We start from the raw sequence: 25,265 nt of genomic DNA on the forward strand, positions 1-25,265 counted from the left end.
CAACTAATCCTCGAAATCTGAAGATAGATTTAATATTTCAACTGGAGTAATGAAGTGCGAGTAAACTTCATCCAGTAATACTTTTATATAACACTTTAATCAATCCATATATGCAGCAGCTAATCTAGCACAATTACTCATCTTCTTATTGAGGAAAGTTTGTAATGAAACGAATTTTGTAATAAAGCGAATACAGATGTCCATAACGTCTAAAGATACATTAGGCTGGATAGAGATTTGTAGAGATTAATATGCGATCGCGGTATCGATTAAATCAAGAACATCGCGATCAACTGCCAGATCAAACTTGCGCGCAAAATCAGCCTGACTGTTCATCAACGCTGGAAAATCAGTAGATTGGAGAATCTTAGGATGACCGTTCCGGGTTTGAGAAAAATCAAAATATCGTCTACTATCGTTGCAGAGCTTGAATTTCTGGCTATTGACTAATATCGTTTGGATGAAGCATTCATCAGGAATAGCTACTCCCTTGTAGTAATCAACAATGTCCGAATTGAGTTGCACATAACGGTGGAGATATTCCACACATGGTCTAGACAGCGTACAAAGAAATGAGCCGCCATAACATACAAAATGTTGGTTGAATGGCGATGAAGTCCTTAAGCCTAACGTAATTCCATAAGAGAAATTTACGCGAAAAAAAGGTTGGAGATAGTTCAAGAGTTTGACGGGCTTAAGCATCTCTTTCTGCCACTCTGCTAGATCGCGGTTCAAAGTTCGATATTTGTAGTGATAGCGAGAATAGCCTTCATTCCTTTTCCACGGGCTGTGCTTTGAGAAAACCTCAAAGTGATGGACAAAACCATCGTAATCAGTGTGAGATAAAGATTTCTCAACTTCAGCAAGCGGTCGGATCGGATAGTCTTGACCGGATAGATTGATCAACCAGCTAAAATCACTTCCAGAAGCGAGTAACCATGCGATCGCATCCAGATAACTCTGGACAATCTCAAAGCTTCCTCTGCCTCCGCGCGATGGAATCAGGTCAACATTCGGTAAATCCTCAAATGTCGATCGCGGCAAATCGCAGTTTGTAAAGTCATGACTGATCAAGATCTGAGCAGTTGGACTCAATGATTTAATGCGGCGAACCAAGCGTTCAACCTGTTCAGGTGATTTATGGGTTTGGAGAAGGTAGCAAACTCTCATCATTTCTAATCCAGCGATAAACGAACTGGAACTTCTGAACTTCCATGAATTGAAGGCTCTCTAGACCGTGTAATTGGCTCCATCGGCTGTACTTTTGGGAAAAACGAATGGGTTTTTGCCAAAGCAATATGGAACAAAAATGCAGGATTACCCAGTAAATAGCGGGTTGCTAGACGCTTAGGCTCCTGGCAGAGACGATATAGCCATTCCAAGCCTAGATTCGAGATCATCGGTGGACAGTTTGGAACAATTCCCGCTAGGCGATCGATGACTGCACCTCCTAGCATCATGACATTCACATTCAACCGCTCCCGATTGAGTTGAATCCAATTCTCTTGAGTAGGCATTCCCATGCCTACGACTAAAATCTTTGGCTTCACGTGATTGATCTGTCTGATGACTTGTTCGTTTTCTTGGGCGTTCTGCCTGTCAAAGTAGCCGTGATGACCATTGATGATCACATTGGGATATTGCTGTTTGACTTGCGCGATCGCGGCATTTAAGCATTCAGGCTTCGCGCCTAAGAGGAAAATTGAAAAACCATGTTGGTTGCAGTGAGCTAATACCTTTGGCATCAGAAGACTATAAGAAGCTCGGTATTCCAAAGGTAATTTTACTCCCATCCAGCAAATAGCTTTGAGAATACCCATACTATCGCAATGGGCGATTTCAGCACTTTGGAGAAAGTGATGAAACCAAGGAAGCTGCATTGATAAATTGAAGCTATGCACATTGTAGTTTGCGACAGTTAGCTTCCTTCCTTCAATACAAGCAATATGGATCGCATCGACGATCGCGGAAACTGTCATAAACGTAATTCGTCGTCCTAGTAAATCAACAGTCAAATTCGGAGGACTTTCTAGCTGATACATTTTATTTGCCTAGTTGTATAGATGCTTAGATGAATCCGCCCAATTTCGTCCAATAGCGATTGTAGCTAGCTCAGATTACAAGAGATGCTTCGTCTTCCAAGATGCTCTAGCCGAGTTTAAGTTCCTGAGTTTAAGTTCCTTTGGTAATGAATTCTAATCAGGTGATGAATCTCAATCACAGTCGCCAGACTTGCAACGAATGGTAAGAATCTCTAAATTCTAAGTTCATCTCTCAAAAGTAATAGATATCGATTTTCGACTCTGTGTAGCTGCTTCAGATGCTTGCTTAAGTCATGATTAGCAAGTTGTTCAGCAACTTGCACATAATTTTTCTGTTGTGTAGAGATCAACATAAAACTAAGGTTAATGTGTGAGCTTAGATGACTCTTTCTACCTTTAGAAAGAGTTACATAACGTTTCTTTTGCTTATACCTATAGGCTGTATTGGTTTACTACCTGGAAAGCTTTGTTGCGATTTTTACCAATCAATCTGAATGTTCAGGTTGCATGATGCCAAATGTAGGGAGTTTTCCATGAGTACTTATCCTAGAGTCAGCGTTGTGATTCCGGCTTACAATGTTCGCTCTTATCTTGAAGATGCTCTTATTTCCTTGGAGCACCAATCTTTTCAAGCATTTGAAGCGATCGTAGTCGATGATGGTTCAACCGATGGAACTGCCGACTTAGTTGAGCAATTTTGCCAGCGTGATCCCCGTTTTCGCTTAGTGACAAAGCCGAATGGGGGACTTTCATCTGCTCGCAATTATGGGATTCGTCAGGCGCAAGCAGAGTATATTGCAATGTTGGATGGTGACGATCGCTATGAGCCAGATAAATTAGCAAATCATGTGGCAAGGCTTGATCGTGATCCCCAGATTGGAGTCGTCTATAGTGCTTCAAAAATCATTCGCGATGATGGACAGCAAAGCTGGATGTCTTTGAGCGGAAAGCCGATTTTTTCAGATGCTCTCGTCTCACTGTTGTGCAAAAATTTCATCGGAAATGGCTCCAATGCTATGTTTCGTCGGGCTTTAGTCGATGAGGTGGGAGAGTTTGATGAAACATTGCGGAGTTCTGAGGATCTGGATTTCTGGCTCCGAGTTGCTGCAACACGGCGATGGCGATTTTATCGAGAATCTCAGGCTCTTTGTTGTTACCGGGTACGTCTTTCTGGATTGTCTTTTAATGTGGCACAGATGCAGCGATCGCATGAGCAAGTTCTTCAAGCTGCTTACCTGCGATCTCCGGAGCAGATTGAACCTTGGTTGCCAACAGCTTATGCCTATATGTATCGCTTGCTGGCTCGATTAGCGCTGACAGGCGGCGATACAAAGCAGGCTCAGCAGTTGATGCAGCAAGCTTGGGATTGCGATCACTCGATCTTTTATCGAGATCCGCGATCGCTGTTGACGTTACTTGCTGTGAAGTTCGCGCCGGTTGCGAAACAACTGATTGAGCGATCTCTGGGTAAGTCACAGCGTTTAGATATTGCAAAATCTATTCAGAGCAGAGAACTATGAAGACAGTCTCATTGCTCAGAGGTGGATTGTGGATTACTTATGCAACGTTTGTGACTCGAATTTTTGTCTTTTTGAGTAATTTGGTCTTAGCGCGGTTGCTTCAGCCTTCAGACTTTGGTGTGATTGGGATTGCCTATGTTTTTTGGTCATTTTTCACACTATTTACTCAAGACACAGCAGGAGCTTTCATTATCTACAAGGGAGTCGATAATCCTAAGTACGTGAATACGACTTACACGATTAGCTTAGGAGTAGGTCTGGGATTAGGTCTGCTCATGGCGATCAGTTCACCTTGGGTTGCGAGCTTTTTTAATGAACCTGCTTTAGTTGGCATCCTGATTGTCTTTGCATTCAATTTACTTTTATCTTCTGCGACCTATGTTTATTCGGGCGTAATGACGCGGCGAATGCAGTATCAGGCACTCGCAAATATTAGTCTGGCAAACTCAATCACACGACTACTCTGTACGACTGGGGCGGCTCTATTAGGGTTAGGGTACTGGTCTTTCGTGATTGGAGATACGATTTCCTGGATCGTCAATGCGCTGTTAACGCGGTATTACTCTAGGCATCGATTTCGGCTCCAAATTGATCCTGAAATTCGATCTGAAGTGCTGACGTTTTGCTTCGGTTCAGTGGGCGCAAGTTTGGGATTCTATCTCAGCTTTAATGCGGATAATTTTACGGTCGGAAAAGTATTAGGTAATGCGAGTTTGGGGTACTACAATCTTGCTTATCAGTTATCGATGACACTCTCAGGAATTTCCAGCGCGTTGCTGAACCAATTGGGAATGCCTGTTTTTGCTCAATTGCCGATCGACAAACAAGAGAATGCTTTGTTTAAGGTAGTTGAGCAAATTGCTTTTTTGACGGCTCCGATTTATGCGCTGATTTTCTTAATTCTTGATCCCTCAGTTGTGACGCTCATTTTTGGTTCTCAATGGATTCCAATATGTACCGTGCTACCGGGGTTACTTTTTTATGCTTACTTTCGTGTCGTGAATTCGCCGCTCTATTCTATGCTCGTTGCTAAAGGTCGTCCGGATCTCAATGCTAGAGTCAGTCTTCAAATTGCTCCGCTTGCAGTTCTGAGCTTTATTGCAGGTGCTTATCAAGGGGGGATTATTGGCGTAAGCATAGCTGTGGCAGCGGTACTTGGAATTCTTTGGACACTTTATTACTGGTGGATTGCTTGCAAGCATCTCCATTGGTCAATGAGTCGCTTTCTTCGCCCTTGCTTTATCCCGATTCTGCTGAGTATTCCAGGGCTGGCAATTTCATTTCATCTGCCTTTCATAGTTAAGCCATTTACTTTTCTATTTGCGTATCTTGTCTGTATTCGGGTTGTCGCTCCTCAGCAAATCGTTCAATATCAAGCATTAATTCATAAACTATACGATCGCTTATTTCACTAACTTAAGCACAATGAAGAAGATTATTTTTCTGATGCCTTATTTTGGTTGTTTTCCTGAATGGTTTGATTTGTATCTCGAATCATGCCGCTGGAATCCAACGATCGATTGGCTTTTCTTCACAGATTGTGGAGTTCCCGAAAATGCTCCAGCAAACGTGCGATTTATTCAAATGAGCTTTCAAGCATATCAACAGCTTGTTTGCGATCGCTTAAATATTAGTTTTCAAACTCATTCTGCCTATACCGTGTGTAATCTTCGTCCTGCTTATGGATGGATTCACCAGGAGCATCTTGCTGGATATGATTACTTTGGCTTTGGGGATATTGATGTCATTTATGGCAATCTCCGAGCTTTTTATACAGATGCAGTGCTTGACTACAATACGATTTCGACGCACAGCGATCGAGTTTCTGGGCATCTATTTTTGATCAAGAATAATGAGTATTGGGTGAATGCTTTTCGCAGGATACCGGATTGGCAAAACCTGATGAGTCAGCCGATCAATGTGCCGATGGATGAGGGTTACTTTACAAAGCAATTGCTTGGGCGCAAACGGCTGCCCAGTTTCTTACGCCGTTTGTGGGGAATTGTTGACCCGGATAAGCATCACCATCTGTTTCAAGAGCGCTTTAGTACGGTCTTATCTGATCGACCTTGGATGAATGGAACGTATGATTATCCGACTCAGTGGTTTTGGCATCGAGGCAAATTAACGGTCGAAACGGGTGAAGAGTTAATGTACTTACATTTTATGAATTGGAAATCCAGGCGATACTTGCGAAAACGGTATGGAGATCAAGCTGCTTGGGAAAAGCTCTCTCAACTGGTTGACCCAAACTTAACGGATTTGAGCCAAGGCTTTTGTATTAGCCCGTTGGGATTTACTCCGATTGAATCGACAGCCCCTATTGCGATCGCACTTTAAAACAATGGTGATACATCATCTTCTCGTCACAGGTGAATCGATATTTCTCGATCGGCATCAATGTCTATTCAAAGCCTTATCGAGTCATTTTGAGCAGCTTAGTTTTTCTCCGAGACAGAGCGAATGGTATGAAGCCAGACTACCTAGAACACTCTTGAAAAGTCTGCTAACGCTAAGAACAGGTTCTTTAAGCAAAGCAAATGCAGTCTTTCAGAAAAACAGCACTGCATTTATTCTCAAATCACGACGCACTGAGCGAACGATTCAACGCTTACAGCCAAAGCCTGATTTTGTACTCCAGGTCTTCGGAACGTATAGTCCGGTTTGGGATGCTGGCAATATTCCCTATGCCATGTTTCTCGACTACACTGCGGCGCTTGCTGAGCGAAATTGGTCTAGCTGGGCAACATTTTTAAGCGATCGCACCAGAACTGCTTGGTTTGAGTGCGAACGGTCAGCCTACAGCCGAGCCGAGCATATCTTTAGCATGAGCCAAGTTGTGAAAACATCGCTGATTGAAGAGTATGGAATTCCTGAAAACAAAGTCACAGTCGTCGGTTCGTCAGGCGATTTTCAAGTTCCTGATGTTCGAGAAAAAGCGATCGGAAGTCAGCAAATTCTCTTTAATGGATCAGATTTTGAGCGCAAGGGTGGAGATGTAGTCCTCGCTGCTTTTCGCCAGGTTAGGAAAGCTTTGCCAAACTCGAAGCTTGTTGTGATTGGTCGAAAACTATCGATCGAAGAACCCGGAATTGAGAATCCAGGACATATTGCCGATCGTGCAGAAATTCGTCGATTATTTCTGAACACAGATTTAGTCGTTGCTCCTGCCTACTGTGATCCCTTCCCAACTTTTTTGATGGAAGCCATGAACTATGGTATTCCCTGTGTTGTGTCCAATCGAGACGGAATGCCCGAAATTGTCGATCACGAAATCAATGGGATCGTGCTTCAGCATTTGACTTCTGAGCATTTAGCAAAGCATCTGATTGATCTGCTCACAAATCCTGCTGTGCTTTTCTCAATGTCTCAAGCAGCACAGATGAAAGTTCGGACTCAATTGAACTGGAATGCGATCGCGAAAACCATAGCGCAGACTCTAAAATCTGAGGCATATGATTATGTTTAACTTTGGCTTTGTCATAGAACACATGCTAGGGCATGTCACACACTATCAGAATCTAAAACACTGGGTCAAACAAGATAGCACTGTACGTCCGGTTTGGATGCCGATCGAGGCGGGAAAAAATGATCTATGGAAACATCTGCCGATTATTCGTAACAACTGGTCGCTCCAGTCTAGTCTTCGTGCCCGTGATGCGATTCGAGCGGCTCAGCCTTTAGATGCCCTATTTTTGCATACTCAAACCGTATCTTTATTCGCATCTTCATTTGCACAGCAGATTCCAACCATTATTTCTACAGATGCTACACCGCTCAACTATGACACTGTTGCCGCAGGATATCAGCATAAAGTTGGGGGACATTCCTTACTAGAACGTCAGAAATTTTTGTGGAATCGCCATTCTTATCATGCTGCTACTGCTCTGATTACATTCTGTCACTGGGCAAAAGACTCTCTGATCAAAGATTATGATGTACCTGCTGAGAAAGTCACCGTGATCTCATCCGGGATCGATTTAGAACAATGGCATTTTCAGCGAAATCAAACGATCGATAGTCCTGTACGTTTGCTATTTGTAGGAGGAGATTTTGCTCGCAAAGGAGGACATACACTGATTGAAGCTTTTCGCAGTGGGCTGGAGGGTTGCACGCTAGATATTGTCACCCAGGATGCACAAGTTGCTGAGGATCTATCAGGCGTTGAGCGAGTCAAGGTCTATCAGAATTTGGGGGCGAATAGTTCAAAACTCAAGGAATTGTATGCTAAAGCAGATATGTTTGTCTTGCCGACTCAGGCTGACTGCTATCCCAATGTAATTATGGAAGCGATGGCGGCAGGCTTACCGATTATTACCACTGATGTTGGCGCGATCGGTGAACAGGTAGAAAACGGAGTGAATGGACTGCTTGTGCCGATCTCAGATGTCAGTGCTTTGGTGACGGCACTTAAGGTTTTGATTGATGATCCATTAAAACGACGAGCGATGTCGATCGCGAGTCGTCAGCTAGCAATAGAACGATTTGATGGTCGCCGCAACTATAACCAGATTTTAGCCTTAATGAAAAATTTAACTCAGGAGCATCAAGCTTCTAAACGGTTGTCTTCTCCAAAAAATCTCTTGGTGCGTTTCTAATTATGGTGGTCAATCATTTAGCAAGTTCTTCTGAAATTCAGGTTAAGCAGCGAGTTAGAGTAAAGCCCGATGTTGCAATTTTTTTGCGAGGGCTATATGGTGGCGGTGCTGAAAAAGCAATGCTGAATCTTGCTCGTGGATTTATCGATCGTGGATTACAAGTTGATCTCGTGCTTGCTAGAGCCGCGGGAGTGTATTTAGAACAAGTCCAGCCTGAGATTCGAGTTGTGGATCTCAAAGCAGAATGGATGCCATCAAGTTTGCCAAAACTCACTCGCTATCTCCAGCAGACTCATCCCACGACAATGCTCGCCGCTTTGCATTATCCCTGTGAAATTGCTTTGTGGGCAAAACGGCTCGCAAGAGTTTCAACGCGCATCATTGTGTCAGAGCATAATCATCTTTCGCTTGAAGCACAGCGCATTCCTCAACGATCGGTGCAATTCACTCCGACTGCTGCGAGACTATTTTATCCTTGGGCAGATGGAATCGTTGCCGTTTCGCAAGGCGTTGCAGACGATCTCGCTGAGATTACTCGATTCAATCGCGATCGCATTCAAGTCGTTTACAATCCGATCGTGTTACCTGAATTGTTCACGCAAGCGCAAGAACCTGTGACCCATCCTTGGTTTAAGCCTGATCAACCTCCTGTCGTTCTAGCGGTAGGTCGGCTCTATCCACAAAAAGATTTTTCGACCTTGATTCATGCCTTTGCTCAAGTTCGACGGATTCGACCTGCTCGGCTTGTAATTCTGGGGGATGGTCCTGAACAAGAGCGTCTGACCACGTTAGTAGAAGAACTGGGATTAACCGAGGATGTCGCTTTACTGGGGTTTGTACAAAATCCCTATGCATATATGGCAAAAGCGGCTGTGTTTGTGCTGTCTTCTGCTTGGGAAGGATTAGGCAATGTTTTAGTAGAAGCGTTGGCAGTTGGAACGCCTGTGGTTTCGACAAACTGCGAGAGTGGCCCGGCTGAGATTTTAGCGCAAGGAAAGTATGGTGTGCTGACTCCAGTGGGAGACGATTCCGCGATCGCATCAGCAATCATTCAGACCCTATCAAGCCCGGCTCGACAGGTTGATCCCCAATGGTTAAAGCAGTTCACATTAGAAACTTGTACGCAACAGTATTTAGACGTTTTGGGGATTTGTGATTATTCTTCACCTACAAGAACAGTATGAAATTCAATAGTACCTTGTATCAAACCACAGCACAGCTAGTCGGTCAGTTGCCAAAAGGTCGATCGAAAGCGTTAGGCGCTTTATTTTCGCTTTGGAATAGTCATCCGAGCTGGGATCCTTGGCTGCTCAAAGATGGAGATATCTATCGACTTTTTTACTTGTTAGGTTCGAGTAAATCAGGACCTTGGTGGCTAGAAGGCAAAATATGCGGTGCAATTTCAACGGACTTAGAACAATGGCAAGACTTGGGAACTGTGCTAGAAGTCAGCCCTGAGCATTCCTGGGAAGCTGGAAGAATGCTGGCGGGTTGCGCGCTCAAAGAAAATGGGATCTACTATCTTTTTTATTCAGCCGCCGGAGAGGGTGCTGAGATTATGAATGAAGGGATTGGGTTAGCGACTTCAAGGGATGGCATACACTGGCAACGTAGCCCTCGCGAATTGGTGAAACCCGATGCGAATCATCGTTGGTACGGACAGTATAAGCGAAGCCTAGGAGGTTGTGACTATGATCATTATCAGTGGCGCGATCCCTATGTGGTGAAAGATGAGCAGACTGGGCTTTACTATATGTTTATCTGTGCTTATCGCAAAGAAGGCGGGAAAGGTGCATATCGAGGATGTGTTGGCTTAGCTGTTGCTGATCGCATTGATGGATCGTATGAACTGCTGCCGCCTGCGGCAACTCCTACGATCGAAGGAACTCAAGAGTCTCCTTTTTATGAAATGGAGCGTCCGCAAGTCATTTATAGAAACGGTCAGTATCATCTGTTTTTCTCTTGCTGGACAACTTGGTTAAATCCTAAGTGGTTGGGCACGGTCGATCGCGCACAAATTACCGATTCTTCGCTGTACTGGTATGTTGCTGATCAGATTACAGGACCTTATCAACCTGTTAGCCAGACTCCAGTTGTGAGTGGAAGTTCTCGATCGGGAATTTATGGAACGAACTTTTTTTCGGCTCCAGATGCGCCGGATGAATTTATTGCTTATGGTTGGTACTGCAAACGCATGACACTAGCCATTTCCCCGTTTGTTCGGGTCATATGGAATCAAGATTCGATCCGTTTGTCGATCTAACTTTCTCCAGATATCTGCTCCCAACTCGTCAAATTTGCCTGATGGGGTTGTACTTCATGCAAGACAGCCCCTAACCAAACGAAAAAGAACCAGAGATTAACTGCCATCCAACTGAGCGGAGTGGCATTACAAGAGATGTAGAGTGCAATCAAACTAGCAAATGCCCATTTACAGCCAAAATGACCGTTTACTGCTGGCGTATAAGTTGCGAAAAGCGTCAGAATCATTGCAGCGATCAAAGCAATGAAGCCGAAAATTCCGTTTAGATAAAGCACAGCCGCATAAGTCGAGAAGGAGCCAAGACCAATATAGCTATCTTCATATAAATGCGCTCTACCTCGAATGACTCCCCACCCGATCCAGGGCGATTCTTGCCACGCTTCGAGTGTTTTACGAACGACCAAAGCTCGTTCTTGCGAAGAGTTTGCGCGAGCTTGCGTAAATCCTTCCATTGGCTTGCGGAAGAGTTCTTCGATCGTGAGTCCCCAAATACTAGACATCATTAGCGTCAGAGCCGTACTCCAGAGCGACAACTGGCGAAATAATCCATTTTCAAAGCAGGTTCCGATAAAAAGCGCGATCGGTAAACACAGCCATGCGCTCCGACTGGCGCTCACAATTAATGCTGCAACCGCACCGAGTAAGGCGACATAGCGAAGTCGACGATCGCGTTCGCCTAAACAAATCAAAAAGCATAAAACAGCGCAGAGTCCCAGAATGGGAGGATCAGGCGTATACAGAACTGTTCTGGGTAATGGAATACCTAAAAAGCTTGAAAAATGAGCAAACATTACTCGCAAACTTCCTTTGTCGCCTGGCAGAATGCGTGCAAGTGGCGGCAGATAACCGTTCCCGCCAATTCTGAGGAACAGCATAGCAATTTGAATCGCGATCGCAACCAAATAGCCCGAAGACATCCAAGCGATCGCTCTAGTGACAACCTCAACGCGGACTTGGCTAAAAAAGGGTAATGCTAGACAGGCAAAAATCAAAAAATAGCTTTTGAGAAAGGTGACAACGGCTGCTGCTGCCACTTGTAGATCAAAGCCCATCTCGTTGATCCCCAAAGCTGCTGTCCAAAGCATCACGATCGACATCGCTAACCAAGACCAAACATACACCGGAAAAGGTCTTTGAATGAGTTGATCCCAACTAAAGTGAATTGCGAATAAGGTTAAGACAACAGCAGGATAAAAGAGCGGCTGAATTCCCATTAACCACCACAGTGGAGTCAGGATAATTGTCCAATAGATGATGCGCTCTGAACGTGATAAAGCATAAATCTGATGTTGGAGTTTGAGGAGCATCTCTCTCTACTGCACGCAATTTCTGAGGTACGTTAGCTTTAAATTCACTCTCGGACATCAATCGATCGGTAGAGAGAACTGACAGGTAACGCTAATTTAGTTCTACCTATTTATGTATTTGCAATTGATCGAAGGTGAATAAAATGTAGCTTGAATTCCTCATACCCGCAGTTGTTTAGGAGCGGTCTGAATGAAAAAAATAGCGCTCATTGCTTCTAGACATTGGAAGGCTTTGCTTGGTCTGAATGCAGTTGTAATATTAGGGACTATAGGAGCGATGTTGACCACTCCTAAAGTTTGGACTGCTCAGGCGCAACTGATTCTGCCTTCCTCGAATGGAGGCAACCTTGATGCCAATTTGGGAACTTTAGGGTCTTACCGTAACAGTGATCCGAGCTTTTCACCTCAAGTCAATCCCCTGAAAATTCAAGAGGCGATTCTCACCAGTGATGCGATTCTTGAAAAGGCTTGGGCAGCTGATCCTGAGAGAGATGCAGCGAATAAACCTCGCAATTATGGACAATTCTTTGAAGTGACTTCGCTCGAACAAACGAGCGTCATGCTGCTCTCTGTCACAGGCTCAAGTCCCGATATCGCCAAGCAGCGCGCAGAAGCAATTCTCAATGCCTATCGGCAGCGTCTGAGCGAGCTTCGTCAGGCAAATAACAATACGCGCGATGGCTTTAGCCAGAAACAGCTTGAACAAGCTCAACGCAGATTAACTGAAGCGCAGACTGCTCTAGCACAATTCAAACAATCGACAGGATTGGTAAATAACGAAGAACAAACGAAAGGGCTAGTTGGAACGATCAATACTTTAGAAGCGGCACAGGCCCAGGTTCAGGCGGAATCTCAAGCGACTCGCGATCGCGCAAATACTCTCGCGACCCGATTAAATCTTTCGCCTACTGATGCAGTTCAAGCCTTAGGATTAGACCAAAACGAAGATTATAAAGAGCTTCGCAGTAAGCTCACTGAAGTTGAGTCTACGCTGGGCAAATTGCGATCGACATTCACAGATCGCAGCCCTCAAGTACAAAGAGCGATCGTAGAGCGGGACACTTTGCGGAACCAGCTTCAGCAGTATGTTGGGCAAGCCGCAGGTCGAATTTCTGCCAATACAGATTTTACAACTGGGGCGGAAGGACGGAATACCCTAATTGAACAATTAGTGTTAGCTGAAACGAATGCGAATGGACAACAACGACAAGCAGAACAACTCCAGCAACAAATTGATCAACGGCAAAAAATCCTCAATCAATTGCCTGCAAATCAAGCAAAACTCAATGCTTTACAGCGACAGGCAGATGTTGCGGAAGGAGTTTATAAAGGGCTAGTTGCACAGACACAACAATCAAATATTGATGCTTTTAATGCGTATCCAAATATTCAGGAGTTAAACGCACCCTTTGTTGATGCTAAACCATCGAGTCCAAAGAAATCTCTGATGGCAATTAATGCGCTTCTTGCTTCTGTCATTGGGAGCATTGCACTAATATTGTTGCTCGAAGCTCGCAATCCATTGCTGACTCCCAAAGATTTGCAGGCTCTAAAATTTTCGCTTGTTGCTCGTATTCCCAAACTAAAGCGACTGGCAATAGAGCCGAATTCAAGCTTTGAAGGTGAGATCGAGTTTCAGCGAGTAGCGTCAGCGATTAGTCTTCAACCGCTGAAAGGGATACGACTGTTAATTGCAAGTGCGATAACGGGTGAGGGAAAAACGACAGTAGCACTGCAACTTGCTCATGCTTTAACCGAACTCGGATTTCGAGTGCTGCTGGTTGACGGAGATTTTCGTAAAGCTCAGTTAAGTCATCAACTTGGTTACTTGAGCGATCGCTCAGTTGGAGATCAGGTCATTTCGTTGCAACCTAATCTCGATTTTGTGCCAACGATGCCTCAGACTGGCAAGATTGTCGATTTAGTCAAACGGGGACGATTTGAACGTTACTTGGCAGTGGCGGAATCTCAGAAAGACTATGATTATGTATTAGTAGACAGCGCTCCAGTCAGCTCAACCAGTGAAACTGCACTAATGGCTGCGATCGTGCCTTATGTTCTTTTTGTCGTTCGCCCAGGAATTAGCGCTCGAAATGTTGTGAATAATAGTTTAGAGCAGTTAACGCAACACCATGCTAAACTGCTAGGCTTGGTGATCAATGGTGTCGAAGTTCAAGGTCATGCCTATTCGTATCACTCTAATCATGATGATCCTCGCCCATATCGATTATCAAATTGATTCTTTTCAGCAGTCTACTCAAAGCGTCAGTCTCATGAGCCAAAACCAGAACATCGCGACTGTCGATTGGAGTAAGAGCCAGGCAGCGAGTACGAATTTGGGTTATGGCTTAAATGCGTATCAAGGTTTTCGACCTGAGAGTTTTAGCACTTCGGCTTATCAAAGTAATATGTCTGTGATGAATCCGGGTTTGATTCGGTTTCATAATAGCAGCATGTTGCAAGACTCTAGCACACCGGATGGGCTGATCGATACGGCTCGTCGAGTTTGGGATGCGAAGAAAGTAAAAGCTGCTTTAGTGGCTTCATTTTCGTCTTTTAAGCGGGAACAACCGCAACGGATGATTAATATTCCGACTTGGCCAGATTGGATGGATGCGGATCGGGACGGATTTCTCGATCGCAATCAGTTTGATAACTATGCAAAGCTGTGCGCTGATTTGGTCAAAATTGTCAACCAAGATGCTCAATTGAAAGTGCAGTATTGGGAAGTGACGAATGAAAAGGATGATCACTACTTTACTCAGTTCTATACAGAGAGTGGCTGGGGTGGGTTGAAGGATGCAGCGAAGCCCGATCGCGTCAATGAACTGGTCACGATTTATAACAAAACTGCGATCGCGATGAAACAAGCAGACCCGACGATTCAAGTGGGTGGGATCGGTCTAGCACGCCCCGATCTGCAACCGTTTTATGTTCCGTTCATCAAGGGAACTGCAAATCATCTTGATTTTTTTACTTATCACTTTTACGCAACGGGAAGTGCTTCTACCTCAGACCAAGATGTGTTTCAGACCACTCGCGCGATTGGCGACTACACTCGCACGATTGTACAAACGCTGCAAAATGCAAGCCCAAATCGAACGATTCCAGCCATATTGGGTGAATATAACATTAGCTGGACATGGGAAACCCGCGATCCCCGCATGGTCAATCATAAAGGGGTTGTGTTTGATGCGTTAACGATGGTCAGTGCCCTCTCAAATGGTGCGACTGCAACCTTGACTTGGAACGAGAAAGATGGCGTTTACGGAAAAATGGACGACAGCAGCCAGATGCGTCTGGGAGGCAAATTCTTACAATTGTTGAATCAATTCATGATTGGCGATCGCGTCTCGACAAAAACTGCTCCTGACAGCGCTATTACGACTTTTGCTGTGAATAATGCTGCTTTGGGATACAAGTCTTACTTGCTGATTAACTCCTCAAATGATTTGCAGCAAGTTCAACTCGATTTTGCCGGATGGCAGCCCACTCAATCGACGTTAGAGACATATACGATCTCGGCTTCAGGCTATCTCAACAAAACTGTTAACTGGTCGGAACTTAACAGTGGATTTGCGATGCCTGCTAGCTCTGTGATGTTATTCACATTTACACAATAATGCGATCGCATTATTTTGAGTTGCTATTTTGATTTGCGCTTTGACTTTGGAGGCGTGCGATGTTCGCCAAAGTATTTCTCGCTGCGATAGCGTAGCCAGACTCTCAGAACTTGCGGAATTTTCTCTTTCTGCTCTTTCGTCAACGTGTTGTAAAGTGCCAAGGCACGTTCTCGCTCTCCTCGACAAGCAGCATTATTATGAGCATCCCAATAGCTACGAGCGACCCGAATTCGGCGGCAGACTTCTTTGATCAATGCCTCTCCAGTCAGAGGTTCTTCTTGCTTTGCCATCTTTTTTGATCAGAATTCACTCTAATCATTCTAGTAGGAATGAAGTCGAATCCCCCTACTTCCCACTCCCTACTATGCAATATTTACTTTAAACTGCCCAGGAGCATTAATCTTGATAATGCCTCCAAACGCACAGTTACAGATTGCCGTGTTCGGGAGAGCAGGGATTTTGCCGATTTTTACTTTAATCGCACCAGGTGACCAAGGGCTGACAATTGCAGGGATACAAGGCATGGGTGTCAGGACTCCAAAAGCAGCAGCAGTTGCAGCAGCCACGGCTGGATTTGCGATCGAACTACACATGGCAAACGGCAAAATATTCGCCATTGGAATATTATCGAAAATTGTTGCGGCGAGCATTCCATTCACGAGCACAGGAGCACCTTTGGGAATCACAATTAAAGTACTTGGCGCGGCTCCAAATGAACATTGTAAGGAAGCTCCCATACACACTTGTAATGGCATTCGCGATCGCTCTCTAATTCAGATTAATGACTGGGGCAGAAACCGTAACGGTTGCATCTCCTTTTACAGTTGTCGAGATACCTTTGACATTCACCATTCCAGTTGCCTGAACGGTAATACCAGCCGCCGCAATTTCAATTTTATTTCCTCCCATTTTAATGCTGATTCCTGAGTTGGAAATTTTGATTTCACTTCCCCCGACCTTGAGTGAAATGTTTTGCATTGCACTAATGTTTAAATCGCCAGTCGAACTCATCGTAATTTTTTTCGTTTGATCTTCAAATTTTAGAGAGTTCGAGCCAGGAGTTTTAATTTCAATCTGCTTGTTTTGCTCATCTAAACAAACTTCGTTCCCACTGTTTGTTTTCAGCGTGACTTGCTTATCTTTGTCATCGAAGTGTAAGAGATGTCCAGTACTGCTTTTGATTTGAACTCCCTTGTTACTACTCCCCTTATCTTCTTCAACAAACTGCAATTCATGACCGACTCTTGTCTTAAAGGTTCTGAGTCGAACTTTTCCATCTGCAACTGAATCATCTACTGATGTCGGAGGAGCATCTGTCCCATTCCAAACTCCACCAATGACAAATGGACGGTGAATATCTCCATGCTCAAATCCGACTAGCACTTCATCATTGACTTCAGGTAAGCAATCGAAACCACGATTTGTTCCGGCTCCAAGACTGATGACTCGCGCCCAGTTACTTTCATGTGCTTCTGTCAGAGTCGGAAACTTAACTCGAACTCGTCCCCATTTTTTTGGATCTTTATTGTTTGTCACCTTTGCGATCATCAATGTTTGTCCTGGCTGGAGTGGAGTCGTTGCACTGAGCATTGATAGTAAGTCATTGCCTCGCAATCCGCGGACACTAAATTCTGTTTGATAGACTCGCTCTTGAAAGACATGGCGGGTTTCCGTAATGTAATAATCGCCGCTATATTTGCCCATGTCTGCTAGTTTGGCGACTCTTCCGGGTCGTATTGCAGGATTGCCTTCTGCTTTCGCATCTGCATGAACGAGTTCGCCTCCCAATTCATCGACGAGAGCTTGTGCGATTTTCTCTGCTTCGGCAGTCGAATTGACAGGTTGATCCACAACAATGAGTTTAGGTTGTGTGTTGAAACTGGTGCTTGCAGCATTGCGATCGCCTGCTGCAATCGAAGTTAATGCAGTGGGTGAGTTTTTTGTGGCGACGATCGCTTCTTTTCTCTGATAGTCCCAACCGCGCACTTCAACGGAGCTAACTTGGTCAGCGCTACTGACGCGAACTCGAAAACTGTTGAGATCTAAGAGCCATTTTAGAGTTAAAGTACTGTCTGACCTTGGTTTGCGACAGTTTAGTTTGCCATCTTGAACGTATAGCTCAAAGCCATTTCGTGCAGCCCGTTCTCGTAGAAACTGCATGTGGGTTTGATTTTCCTGAAACACATAATCATGAGCAATGGCAGTGCTATCGATTGTGCCGAGTGTCAGTCCTGCACTTTGAGCGACTCTGCTGATAATGTCGCTATCTGTCATGTTTTGAAAGGATTGACTATGGCGACCGCGATGAAGTCGATGCGAAATATCATAGCCGCGAATGATGATCGGAGCTTGGGCATCGCTACTAAACTGAGTTTCGATCGCAGTAATTTCACCATCGATCACATATCCTTGCTCTGCTTGATGGTATTCCTGTGCTGCTGTGCTGCTTTCGACGAATCCGATTTTGATCGATTTCCCGATCGCGAATTTCGATTCGTGTTGCCACATTGCATCTTGTAATCGTCCTGGCTGACTTGTGTTTTTGATCGTCAGTGTGAACATACTAGGTAAGTGCAGACTTTCTTCGACTACGACCTGCACAATGTCATCTAGCAATGCAGCAGGCGCATCTTGACCATCGATCTTCAGCAAAACTTGAGAGACATATGGAACAGCAGGCATGGCTTTTCAGAGTGTAAGAAAAGATACTGATATATCTTACGCGCAGTTTTGATTATCGCGATCGTTGTTGGCGAGTATCTCTGGTTCGCTGAGATGAGGAGTTGGAGGCGGACATCCCAGGTGTTGTCGTTGTGGCATCGATTTCTTCTAGCGTTAAATCGACGACAGCGCGAACAGGAGTGCCATCTGCGAGAAACATTGTCAGTTTATATCGGAGGCTTTTGACGAAGCAGCGGAGGTATTCTTGGCTACCCCAGGTAAATAGATAAATGGGTGGACGAGCTGCTGAGGGTAAAAAGGCGACGGCGGCTCTAAATTTAGAAATGTGAGCATCGACGACATTGGCTCCTGTTTCGTAGGTATCGAAGATGATGTTGCCGATCGACAAACTGTAAGGTTCAGGGTAGGCAAAGCTGATTTTAGGGATTCCAGTTCCGGTGCGTGCGCCTTCAGATGAGTTGAGTTGTAGCGATCGACTAAAATCGAGTTGTGTCGGATTGAACATGAATTCGATCGTTTCGCCGCCATTTTGGGCGATCAGTTGAGCTTTAATTGGGGAGTTCAGGGACATAGTTTATTGACCGTGATTAGAGACGACTAGAGTAGTTGGAGCCACGCCGCTCCCGTTCGATTTCTAAACGTTGGCGCAGTAAGAGATAAACTTCTTGAGCGAGATGATCGAGATAATCAATTACTTCTGTTTCGCTTTCTGAGGTCGAGAGTTCGATGTAATCTGTCTCTTTCCTTTGGATCGTGGGTTGTGGTTGTGAGATTTCCGCAGTGCGTTGAATTCGAGGTAGGGAGCGCTCGATTGGTTTAGGCTTCTCAGCGATGCTTTGTACTAGATCTTCTAAGCTTGACCAAGAGGAATCTATTGTTTGGCTTGATTTTGAGGTGTGCTGTGGGTAAGCATCCTGTTTGGGCTGAAGATCAGGGGTTGGATTGAGCGATCGCAAGACGGATAATTCTTGGAGAACTGTAGGAATTACAGGTAATGATGAGTTTAGCGATCGTGAGATGAGTTCGGGCTGAGTATTTTCAGAGGATGTAACTAGTTCTGAAGGAATTGTAGAGGCGGAAGAATGATTAGAGTGATTCTGAGCAGGTGTAATTGAATCTTCAGAGGAGCGAGCAGCTTTTCTCTGAATGGAGTTAGAGGGAGATTCGACGGAAGATTCTGGTGTTACGAGTTGTTGGAAGGGTTCAGAAATTTGCTGAAAGTCTTGTTGAGCTATTCCGCTAGAAGCTTTTTCAGAAGGATCTAGGTTTTGAGATGAATTAGAGAAAATTTCTGAGTTTGAAGAACGGTTGAGATCCGTGTGCTCAGACGATGAGACAGGAAAGATTTGTCGATCGCTCAAGTTTTCTGAAACCTGACCATCAAATTCAGACATGTTGCTGTCTGAATTCATGGATCTTTGAATCCTTGAAAAATTTTCTGAATGAGCAAGATGATTCGATTCACTAGCCTGACCATCAAATTCAGACATGTCGCTGTTTGAATTCATGGATCTTTGAATCCTTGAAAAATTTTCTGAATGAGCAAGATGATTCGATTCACTGCCCGGATTTCTAGAAGACTTAAGATTGATCTCGGAAGACTCAAAAATTGGCTCTGCATTTGCAAGCTGTGGTGAATGAGTGGCTGAAGAAGCTAAATCGATCGAACCGTCTGAGTTTTGCTGAATGATAGTTTGAGAGCTTCCAGAATATGTTTGAGCAGCATCACTATCCGAATCTATAGATCTTTGAATCCTTGAAGAATTTTCTGAATGAGCAGGCTGGCTCGACTCACTTCCTTGCTGAATAATAGTTTGAGAGCTTCCAGAATATGTTTGAGCAGCATCGCTATCCGAATCTATAGATCTTTGAATACTTGAAGAACTTTCTGAATGAGCAGGTTGATTTGACTCAGTACCCAGATTGATAGAAGGTTCGAGCTTGCTTCCCGAAGAGCTAATTTCTGGTTCTGCATTTGCAAATTGGAGTGAATGAGTGGCTGAAGAAGCTAAATCGATCGAACCGTCTGAGTTCTGCTGAATGACAGTTTGAGAGCTTCCAGAATATGTTTGAGCAGCATCGCTATCCGAATCTATAGATCTTTGAATCCTTGAAGAATTTTCTGAACGAGCAGGTTGATTTGACTCAGTATCTAGACTGCTAGAAGGTTCAAACTTGCGCCCAGAAGAACTAATTTCTGGCTCTAGATTTTCAAGTTGGGGTGAATGAGTGGCTGAAGGAGCTAAATCGATAGCACTATCTGAGTTTTGCTGAATGACAGTTTGAGAGCTTCCAGAATGTGTTTGAATAGACGGCGCTTTGCTACCGTTACTCTCTCTCTCTGGAAGAGAAGTTGGCGTGGACAGTGTGAAGTCTGTTGAAGCTGATTGAAGATTAGATTCTGGCTGACTGTTTGTCGCTGCATTAGACTTTGTTTGGTTCCTTCCAAATTCTACCTCGGTAGCGGTTGACTGTGAGAAATGAGACGATTCAAACATGCTCTCAGGTTTGCTTTTAGTCGCCGGATCTGAGGAGCTATCTAGCTTAGGTTGAATGGTTTTGCTAGTAGAGTGTGATGAATTGAGTTGATTGTCGCTCGCTGAATTTGGAGAATTGACCACCTGAGAATCATGGTCTACTCTTGAAATCGTTTGCCGCGCAATTGTTGGTTTAGAAGATGGTTGAAGTAGATTAGAAGATGCTTCGTTCGATGTTGTACTGTTAATCAGGTTCTCGGGTTCAGATGTGATCTCAGAATCAAATGAGCGAGAAATAGATTCTGAATTTTCGGCGTCTGAGGAACGAGCAGTGAGCGGAATGGAATCATACTGTTGAGACTCTTGCTCTGACTGGAAGTTTTGAGCCGAATCTAGCTGTCGTTGAATCTTAGGGAATTCAGACGGCGATCGAGAAATTGAAGTTTCTTGAGAAGTTTCTTGATTTTGAGAAAATTCAGAACGCAACTGGGCATTGATACTGTGAGAACCAGATCCAATCTCTGGTGTACTCTGTCTTTGAATGTTGAGTGATTCAGATGGCGCTTGTGTGTTAAAAGGAATTTCAATGTGGTGAGAGGGCTGTTGTTGAGAGGCTGAGCTATTGATATCAGCTTCTATAGAAGGATTCTGAAAATTGTGTCCTAGCTGCGAGTTTTCTAATGGTTCAGTCTGTCTCTGAATGGCAGATGGTTCAGAAAGCGATTTTAGTTCTATTGTTGATTGAGAATTATCTGCTGATTCAAGTCTCTGCTGGAGAGAATTTCCGATAAAATCTGCTTCTGCTGTCGATTGAGAATTTGAGGTGTTAGAAGGGCTGTGGCTAACGTTAGGTTGATCGGATTCTTCGCTGCGTTGTATGTTGCTTGTATCTCCTAAATTCTCGATTCTAGAGGGCTTTGTCTCTTGAAACTCCTCAGGGATAGGAGGCAGTTCAGAGCCAGTCTGCTTGCGTTGAGCGATTAGATCATTGGTAGATTGCTGAGATGTTGGCTCTGATGTAGGCAAGGATGGTTGAGAAATGAAAGTGTTTTGGCCTTGATCGAGTTCTGAGCGCGATCGAGAATCTGAACTATCTGAGCGAAGCTCATGTTCAATCGACTGTGAATCTTCCGAATTAATTGCTCTCTGAAGCGTTGAAGATTCAGAAGAGAATTGTGGGGCGTTAATCGATCTTTCACTTGGATTTTGAGATAAGCTGCTGTGAAAATTAGGTTCTATAGTCTCCGGTAAGCTAGCTTGTCTCTGAATAGTGGGTATGTCGGGAGATAATTGTGGAGAGTGAGCAACTGCGTCATGATTAGCTGGCGATCGAGAATCTGAACTATCAGGATGAATCTCATCATTCATCGACTGAGCGTTTAAATTGTCTGATGAATCAGCTTGTCTTTGAATGATGGGAGATTGAGAAGACAAATTGTCAGATTCTTTGCTCAGAGTAGGCTCTGAAGTACTAGCATCAAACTCGCTAGTCGTGGGCTGATTGTTGTGCTCTGATTGTGCGCTGTCTGACGGATCAGCCTGTCTTTGAATTGCGAGTATTTCAGTGGAGGGCTGTAGAGAGTATTCTGCTTCGTTTTGAATCGGCTTCGACGGAGCAGACTTGCTATCAGAGCGCATCGATTGAGAAGAACTTAAATCTTCTAGATGTTCAGCCTGTCTTTGAATGCCTGAGGATGGTTGAGCTTGAATGTTTTGATGTTCATTTTTAGGTGTTAGCGGCTCATCAATGTGAGGTTTGCGAGCAATAGATTGAATATTGGATGCTAACTCGGAGATTTGAACCGATTTAGTCTGGTTTTGGATTGCTTCTAGTTCAGAAGATGAATGTTGAGCCTGAAGAGGTTCATTACCTTGGTCAAATTGCGATCGCAGATCCAAGGACTCAGTGCGAAGAACGCTCGCGGCTGGCTGAGACGCTTGTGGGGGTTGAAAATTGGCTGACAGATCAGTTTGTCTTTGAATTGAGGATGTTTCAGAAGATGCTTGAATCTCAGCTTCTTCAGTGAATGAGAACTCGGAGTTTTTCAAGAATTCTGAATTCTGCGAATTTTCATATTGAATTCCAGCAACTTGTCTCTGAATTTCTGAATCATCAGCGCTTATCTGTTGGATATTCAGATTGTTCTCACCACGATCCAGTTTCGTTGAGTCTAAACTCTCGGAAAGATGGGTATCATTTGTGAGTTGAGTAGGCTGTTCTGATAGCGAACGCTGTACAGTTGTTTGATCAGTAAATTGGACGAACTGTTGATGATTATCGGTTAATCGCAGCCGCTCAGTCGTAACTCCCGGCTCTGGAATGCTAGTTGCTGGGGAATCGGACAGATGATTGCTAGAATCTAGCTGCTTCTGAATCAGACTAGGTTCCTGAGATTGCGATGCTGATTCAATATTTGGCTCCTGAGATTGTGATGCTGATTCAATTGGATTAACAATACTCTCATTGTCTTGAATTTTGCTATTTGAGGAATCGGACAGATGATTGCTAGAATCTAGTTGTTTCTTAACAAAATTAAAGTCTTGAGGCTGAGATGCTGATTCAATTGCTTGAGTAATCCTCTCATCGATCTGAGAATTGCTCTGAATCATGTTGTTTGGGGCACCGGACAAGTGATCACTAGAATCTAGCTGTTTCTGAATAAGACTAGGTTCTTGAGATTGCGATGCTGATTCGATTGGTTGAGTAATCCTCTCATTGCTTTGAATTGTGTTGTTTGGGGCACCGGACAGGTGATCACTAGAATCTAGCTGTTTCTGAATAAGACTAGGTTCTTGAGATTGCGATGCTGATTCAATTGGCTGAGTAATCCTCTCATTGCTTTGAGGAGTGCTTTGAATCGTGCTATTTGAGGAATTGGATAGATAATCACTAGAATCTAGCTGTTTCTGAATAAGATTGAAGCCTTGATGCTGAGGTGTTGAGTCATTTGAGCGTGAAGAACTATCATTGAACGGTCTATTGTTCTGAAATCTGCTGTCTAGAGAACTAGAGGTACGATCGCCAACTTCTGCTTTTCTTTGAATAAAATTAGCTTCTTGAGATTCTGGCATCTCACCTGCTTGTACAGAGGTTGTATCTAGCTGCGTATTGCCTTGAACTGCGCTACTTGAGAAGTTAGATTCGGGAGCACCAAACTCCGCTGCATTCTGAGATAGTGATGTTAGCTCACTATATTTTGCAGCACTGGCATCTATTTCTGTGCTTCTTTGAATTGTATTATTTAGAGAATCAGATTCATGACGGCTAGCTTCTGCTTTTCTTTGAATAAAATTAGCTTCTTGAGGTTTTGGTGTCTCACCTGCTTGTACAGAGGTTGTATCTGGCTGCATATTGCCTTGAGTCGCGCTACTTGAGAAGCCAGATTCGGGAGCACCAAACTCCGCTGCATTCTGAGATAGTATTCCCGAATCATTTAATGATTCATTTAATTGTGTCGTCTCTTTGCCTATCTCCGTACTTCTCTGAATTGTACTGCTTGAAGAATCAGATCTACGATCGCCAAACTCCGCTGCGTTCTGAGATAGTGATGTTAGCTCACTATATTTTGCAGCACTTGCGTCTATTTCTGCATTTTTTTGAATTGTATTATTCAGAGAATCAGATTCATGACGGCTAACTTCTACTCTCCTTTGAATAAAGCTAGCTTCTTGAGATTCCGGTGTCTCGTTTGCTTGTACAGGGGGTGTATCTAGCTGCGTATTGTCCTGAGTCGCGCTACTTGAGAAGCCAGACTCGGGAGCACCAAATTCCGCTGCATTTTGAGATCGTGATGTTAGCTCGCTAAATTTTGTGGCGCTTGAATCATTTTTTGTAACATTTACATCTATCTCTGCACTTCTTTGAATCTTATGACCTAGGGAATCAGATTCATGACGACTAGCTTCTGACTTCCTCTGAACAAAACTAGCTTCTTGAGATTCTGGCATCTCGTTTGCTTGTACAGGGGGTGTATCTAGCTGTGGATTGTTTTGAGTTGTGCTGGTTGAGGAATCCGATCCCCGATCGCTGAAATCGACTACATTCTGAGGTGGGATTGCTGGCTCACCTAAATTTGTAGTCCCTGCGTCTATCTCCACACTTCTTTGGATCGTGCTACTTGGAGAATCAGATCCATGGTTTCCAAACCCTACTACATTCTGAGATGGTATGGCTGGCTCGCTTAATCCCGCAAGATTCTCATCTTGCTTCATATCTCTTTGAAGTGTACTTTCTGAAGGATTAGGCGGGCGATTGTCAACATCTAAGTTTCTTTGGAGAATAGATTCATCCTGAATAAATGTTGGAAAAGAATTCAAATCCTCCTCGCCCTTACTGCTCTCTCCTTTCGGAAAATTTGACTCGAATAATACTAAGTCTGTTTCAATAGACTGGAAATTAGATTCTGATTGGCTATTTTCTCCTTCAGGAGACTTTGTTGAATTAGCCTCAAACTCCATTCTGGGAGCAGTCGAATGTGATGAGCCATACGTTTTAGGTTGCAGTACTTCGCTCGGCTGCCTAGTACTCTTCTGTGTAGATGACTGTGCAAAAAAAGGAGACTTCTGAACCCACGGATCTGAGAAGGGTTCTTCCTCTTCAGGCGTTGACTTAGGCGAAAAAATGCCAGGATCGAGAATATTCAGTCGTCGCGTTCCCAATGGCACAATAAACTGTTGCCCTAACGGAGCAGTCAGATGCGGTGGATGACGCACCTCAGAAGAACTCGATGAATCGTTAGGCAAGTCAGTCATA

The 25,265-nt window shown here is 44.1% G+C and carries 17 protein-coding genes; 9 read left to right on the plus strand and 8 right to left on the minus strand.

Features of this window, described 5'->3' with window-relative positions:
• Positions 1 to 246 precede the first annotated feature (246 nt).
• Together OU814_RS11490 and OU814_RS11495 are read right to left on the minus strand one after the other, a co-directional pair.
• Positions 247 to 1,170, minus strand: a complete 924-nt coding sequence (locus OU814_RS11490; protein ID WP_268182876.1) for a beta-1,6-N-acetylglucosaminyltransferase — start codon at positions 1,168 to 1,170, stop codon at positions 247 to 249.
• Between the two features lie 5 nt (positions 1,171 to 1,175).
• Complete coding sequence (locus tag OU814_RS11495) at positions 1,176 to 2,042, minus strand: WecB/TagA/CpsF family glycosyltransferase (RefSeq protein ID WP_268182878.1); 867 nt, start codon at positions 2,040 to 2,042, stop codon at positions 1,176 to 1,178.
• Between the two features lie 533 nt (positions 2,043 to 2,575).
• On the opposite strand from OU814_RS11495, the gene OU814_RS11500 reads away from it, so the two are divergent.
• Genes OU814_RS11500 through OU814_RS11530 form a run of 7 tightly spaced genes read left to right on the plus strand, consistent with a single transcriptional unit; the run spans position 2,576 to position 10,423 of the window.
• On the plus strand, positions 2,576 to 3,562 hold the full coding sequence (locus tag OU814_RS11500) for a glycosyltransferase family 2 protein (RefSeq protein WP_268182880.1): 987 nt from the start codon (positions 2,576 to 2,578) through the stop codon (positions 3,560 to 3,562).
• Positions 3,559 to 4,977 carry an oligosaccharide flippase family protein gene (locus OU814_RS11505; RefSeq protein WP_268182882.1) on the plus strand — a complete coding sequence of 473 codons (1,419 nt, stop codon included), beginning with the start codon at positions 3,559 to 3,561 and terminating at the stop codon, positions 4,975 to 4,977. The genes OU814_RS11500 and OU814_RS11505 overlap by 4 nt, the downstream gene beginning before the upstream one ends.
• Before the next feature lie 10 nt (positions 4,978 to 4,987).
• Positions 4,988 to 5,902, plus strand: coding sequence for a DUF6625 family protein (locus OU814_RS11510; protein ID WP_268182884.1), 915 nt, complete (start codon positions 4,988 to 4,990; stop codon positions 5,900 to 5,902).
• A 4-nt stretch (positions 5,903 to 5,906) separates the two neighbouring features.
• The gene (locus OU814_RS11515; RefSeq protein WP_268182886.1) at positions 5,907 to 7,031 is read left to right on the plus strand and encodes a glycosyltransferase family 4 protein; all 1,125 of its coding nucleotides are present in this window, start codon (positions 5,907 to 5,909) and stop codon (positions 7,029 to 7,031) included.
• On the plus strand, positions 7,024 to 8,160 hold the full coding sequence (locus tag OU814_RS11520; protein ID WP_268182888.1) for a glycosyltransferase family 4 protein: 1,137 nt from the start codon (positions 7,024 to 7,026) through the stop codon (positions 8,158 to 8,160). The genes OU814_RS11515 and OU814_RS11520 overlap by 8 nt, the downstream gene beginning before the upstream one ends.
• A gap of 2 nt (positions 8,161 to 8,162) precedes the next feature.
• A complete protein-coding gene (locus tag OU814_RS11525) occupies positions 8,163 to 9,344 on the plus strand; it encodes a glycosyltransferase (RefSeq protein ID WP_268182890.1) in 1,182 nt (393 codons plus the stop codon).
• Entirely contained in the window at positions 9,341 to 10,423 is a 1,083-nt protein-coding gene (locus OU814_RS11530) for a family 43 glycosylhydrolase (RefSeq protein ID WP_268182892.1), read from the plus strand. Before OU814_RS11525 ends, OU814_RS11530 begins: the two co-directional genes overlap by 4 nt.
• On the opposite strand, the gene OU814_RS11535 is transcribed toward OU814_RS11530, so the two are convergent.
• Positions 10,420 to 11,730, minus strand: a complete 1,311-nt coding sequence (locus OU814_RS11535; protein WP_268182894.1) for an O-antigen ligase family protein — start codon at positions 11,728 to 11,730, stop codon at positions 10,420 to 10,422. The two genes, OU814_RS11530 and OU814_RS11535, sit on opposite strands and share 4 nt — an antisense overlap.
• 190 nt (positions 11,731 to 11,920) lie before the next feature.
• On the opposite strand from OU814_RS11535, the gene OU814_RS11540 reads away from it, so the two are divergent.
• Together OU814_RS11540 and OU814_RS11545 are read left to right on the plus strand one after the other, a co-directional pair.
• On the plus strand, positions 11,921 to 13,969 hold the full coding sequence (locus tag OU814_RS11540; protein WP_268182896.1) for a GumC family protein: 2,049 nt from the start codon (positions 11,921 to 11,923) through the stop codon (positions 13,967 to 13,969).
• Positions 13,935 to 15,353, plus strand: coding sequence for a GH39 family glycosyl hydrolase (locus OU814_RS11545; RefSeq protein WP_268182898.1), 1,419 nt, complete (start codon positions 13,935 to 13,937; stop codon positions 15,351 to 15,353). The genes OU814_RS11540 and OU814_RS11545 overlap by 35 nt, the downstream gene beginning before the upstream one ends.
• Before the next feature lie 23 nt (positions 15,354 to 15,376).
• Here OU814_RS11545 and OU814_RS11550 read toward each other — a convergent pair whose 3' ends face one another.
• From OU814_RS11550 to OU814_RS11570, 5 genes are all read right to left on the minus strand, one after another.
• The gene (locus tag OU814_RS11550; RefSeq protein WP_190653755.1) at positions 15,377 to 15,643 is read right to left on the minus strand and encodes a Precorrin-3B methylase; all 267 of its coding nucleotides are present in this window, start codon (positions 15,641 to 15,643) and stop codon (positions 15,377 to 15,379) included.
• Positions 15,644 to 15,715: 72 nt separating this feature from the next.
• Positions 15,716 to 16,108: a DUF4280 domain-containing protein gene (locus tag OU814_RS11555; protein ID WP_268182901.1), complete on the minus strand. Its 393-nt coding sequence runs from the start codon at positions 16,106 to 16,108 to the stop codon at positions 15,716 to 15,718.
• Between the two features lie 13 nt (positions 16,109 to 16,121).
• Entirely contained in the window at positions 16,122 to 18,035 is a 1,914-nt protein-coding gene (locus OU814_RS11560) for a VgrG-related protein (protein WP_268182904.1), read from the minus strand.
• A gap of 52 nt (positions 18,036 to 18,087) precedes the next feature.
• Positions 18,088 to 18,606, minus strand: a complete 519-nt coding sequence (locus OU814_RS11565) for a CIS tube protein (RefSeq protein WP_190653752.1) — start codon at positions 18,604 to 18,606, stop codon at positions 18,088 to 18,090.
• A gap of 16 nt (positions 18,607 to 18,622) precedes the next feature.
• Positions 18,623 to 25,264: a hypothetical protein gene (locus OU814_RS11570; RefSeq protein ID WP_268182906.1), complete on the minus strand. Its 6,642-nt coding sequence runs from the start codon at positions 25,262 to 25,264 to the stop codon at positions 18,623 to 18,625.
• Position 25,265: the final 1 nt, after the last annotated feature.

It is taken from the genome of Leptolyngbya sp. GGD (assembly GCF_026735145.1).
GTDB lineage: Bacteria > Cyanobacteriota > Cyanobacteriia > Leptolyngbyales > Leptolyngbyaceae > Leptolyngbya > Leptolyngbya boryana.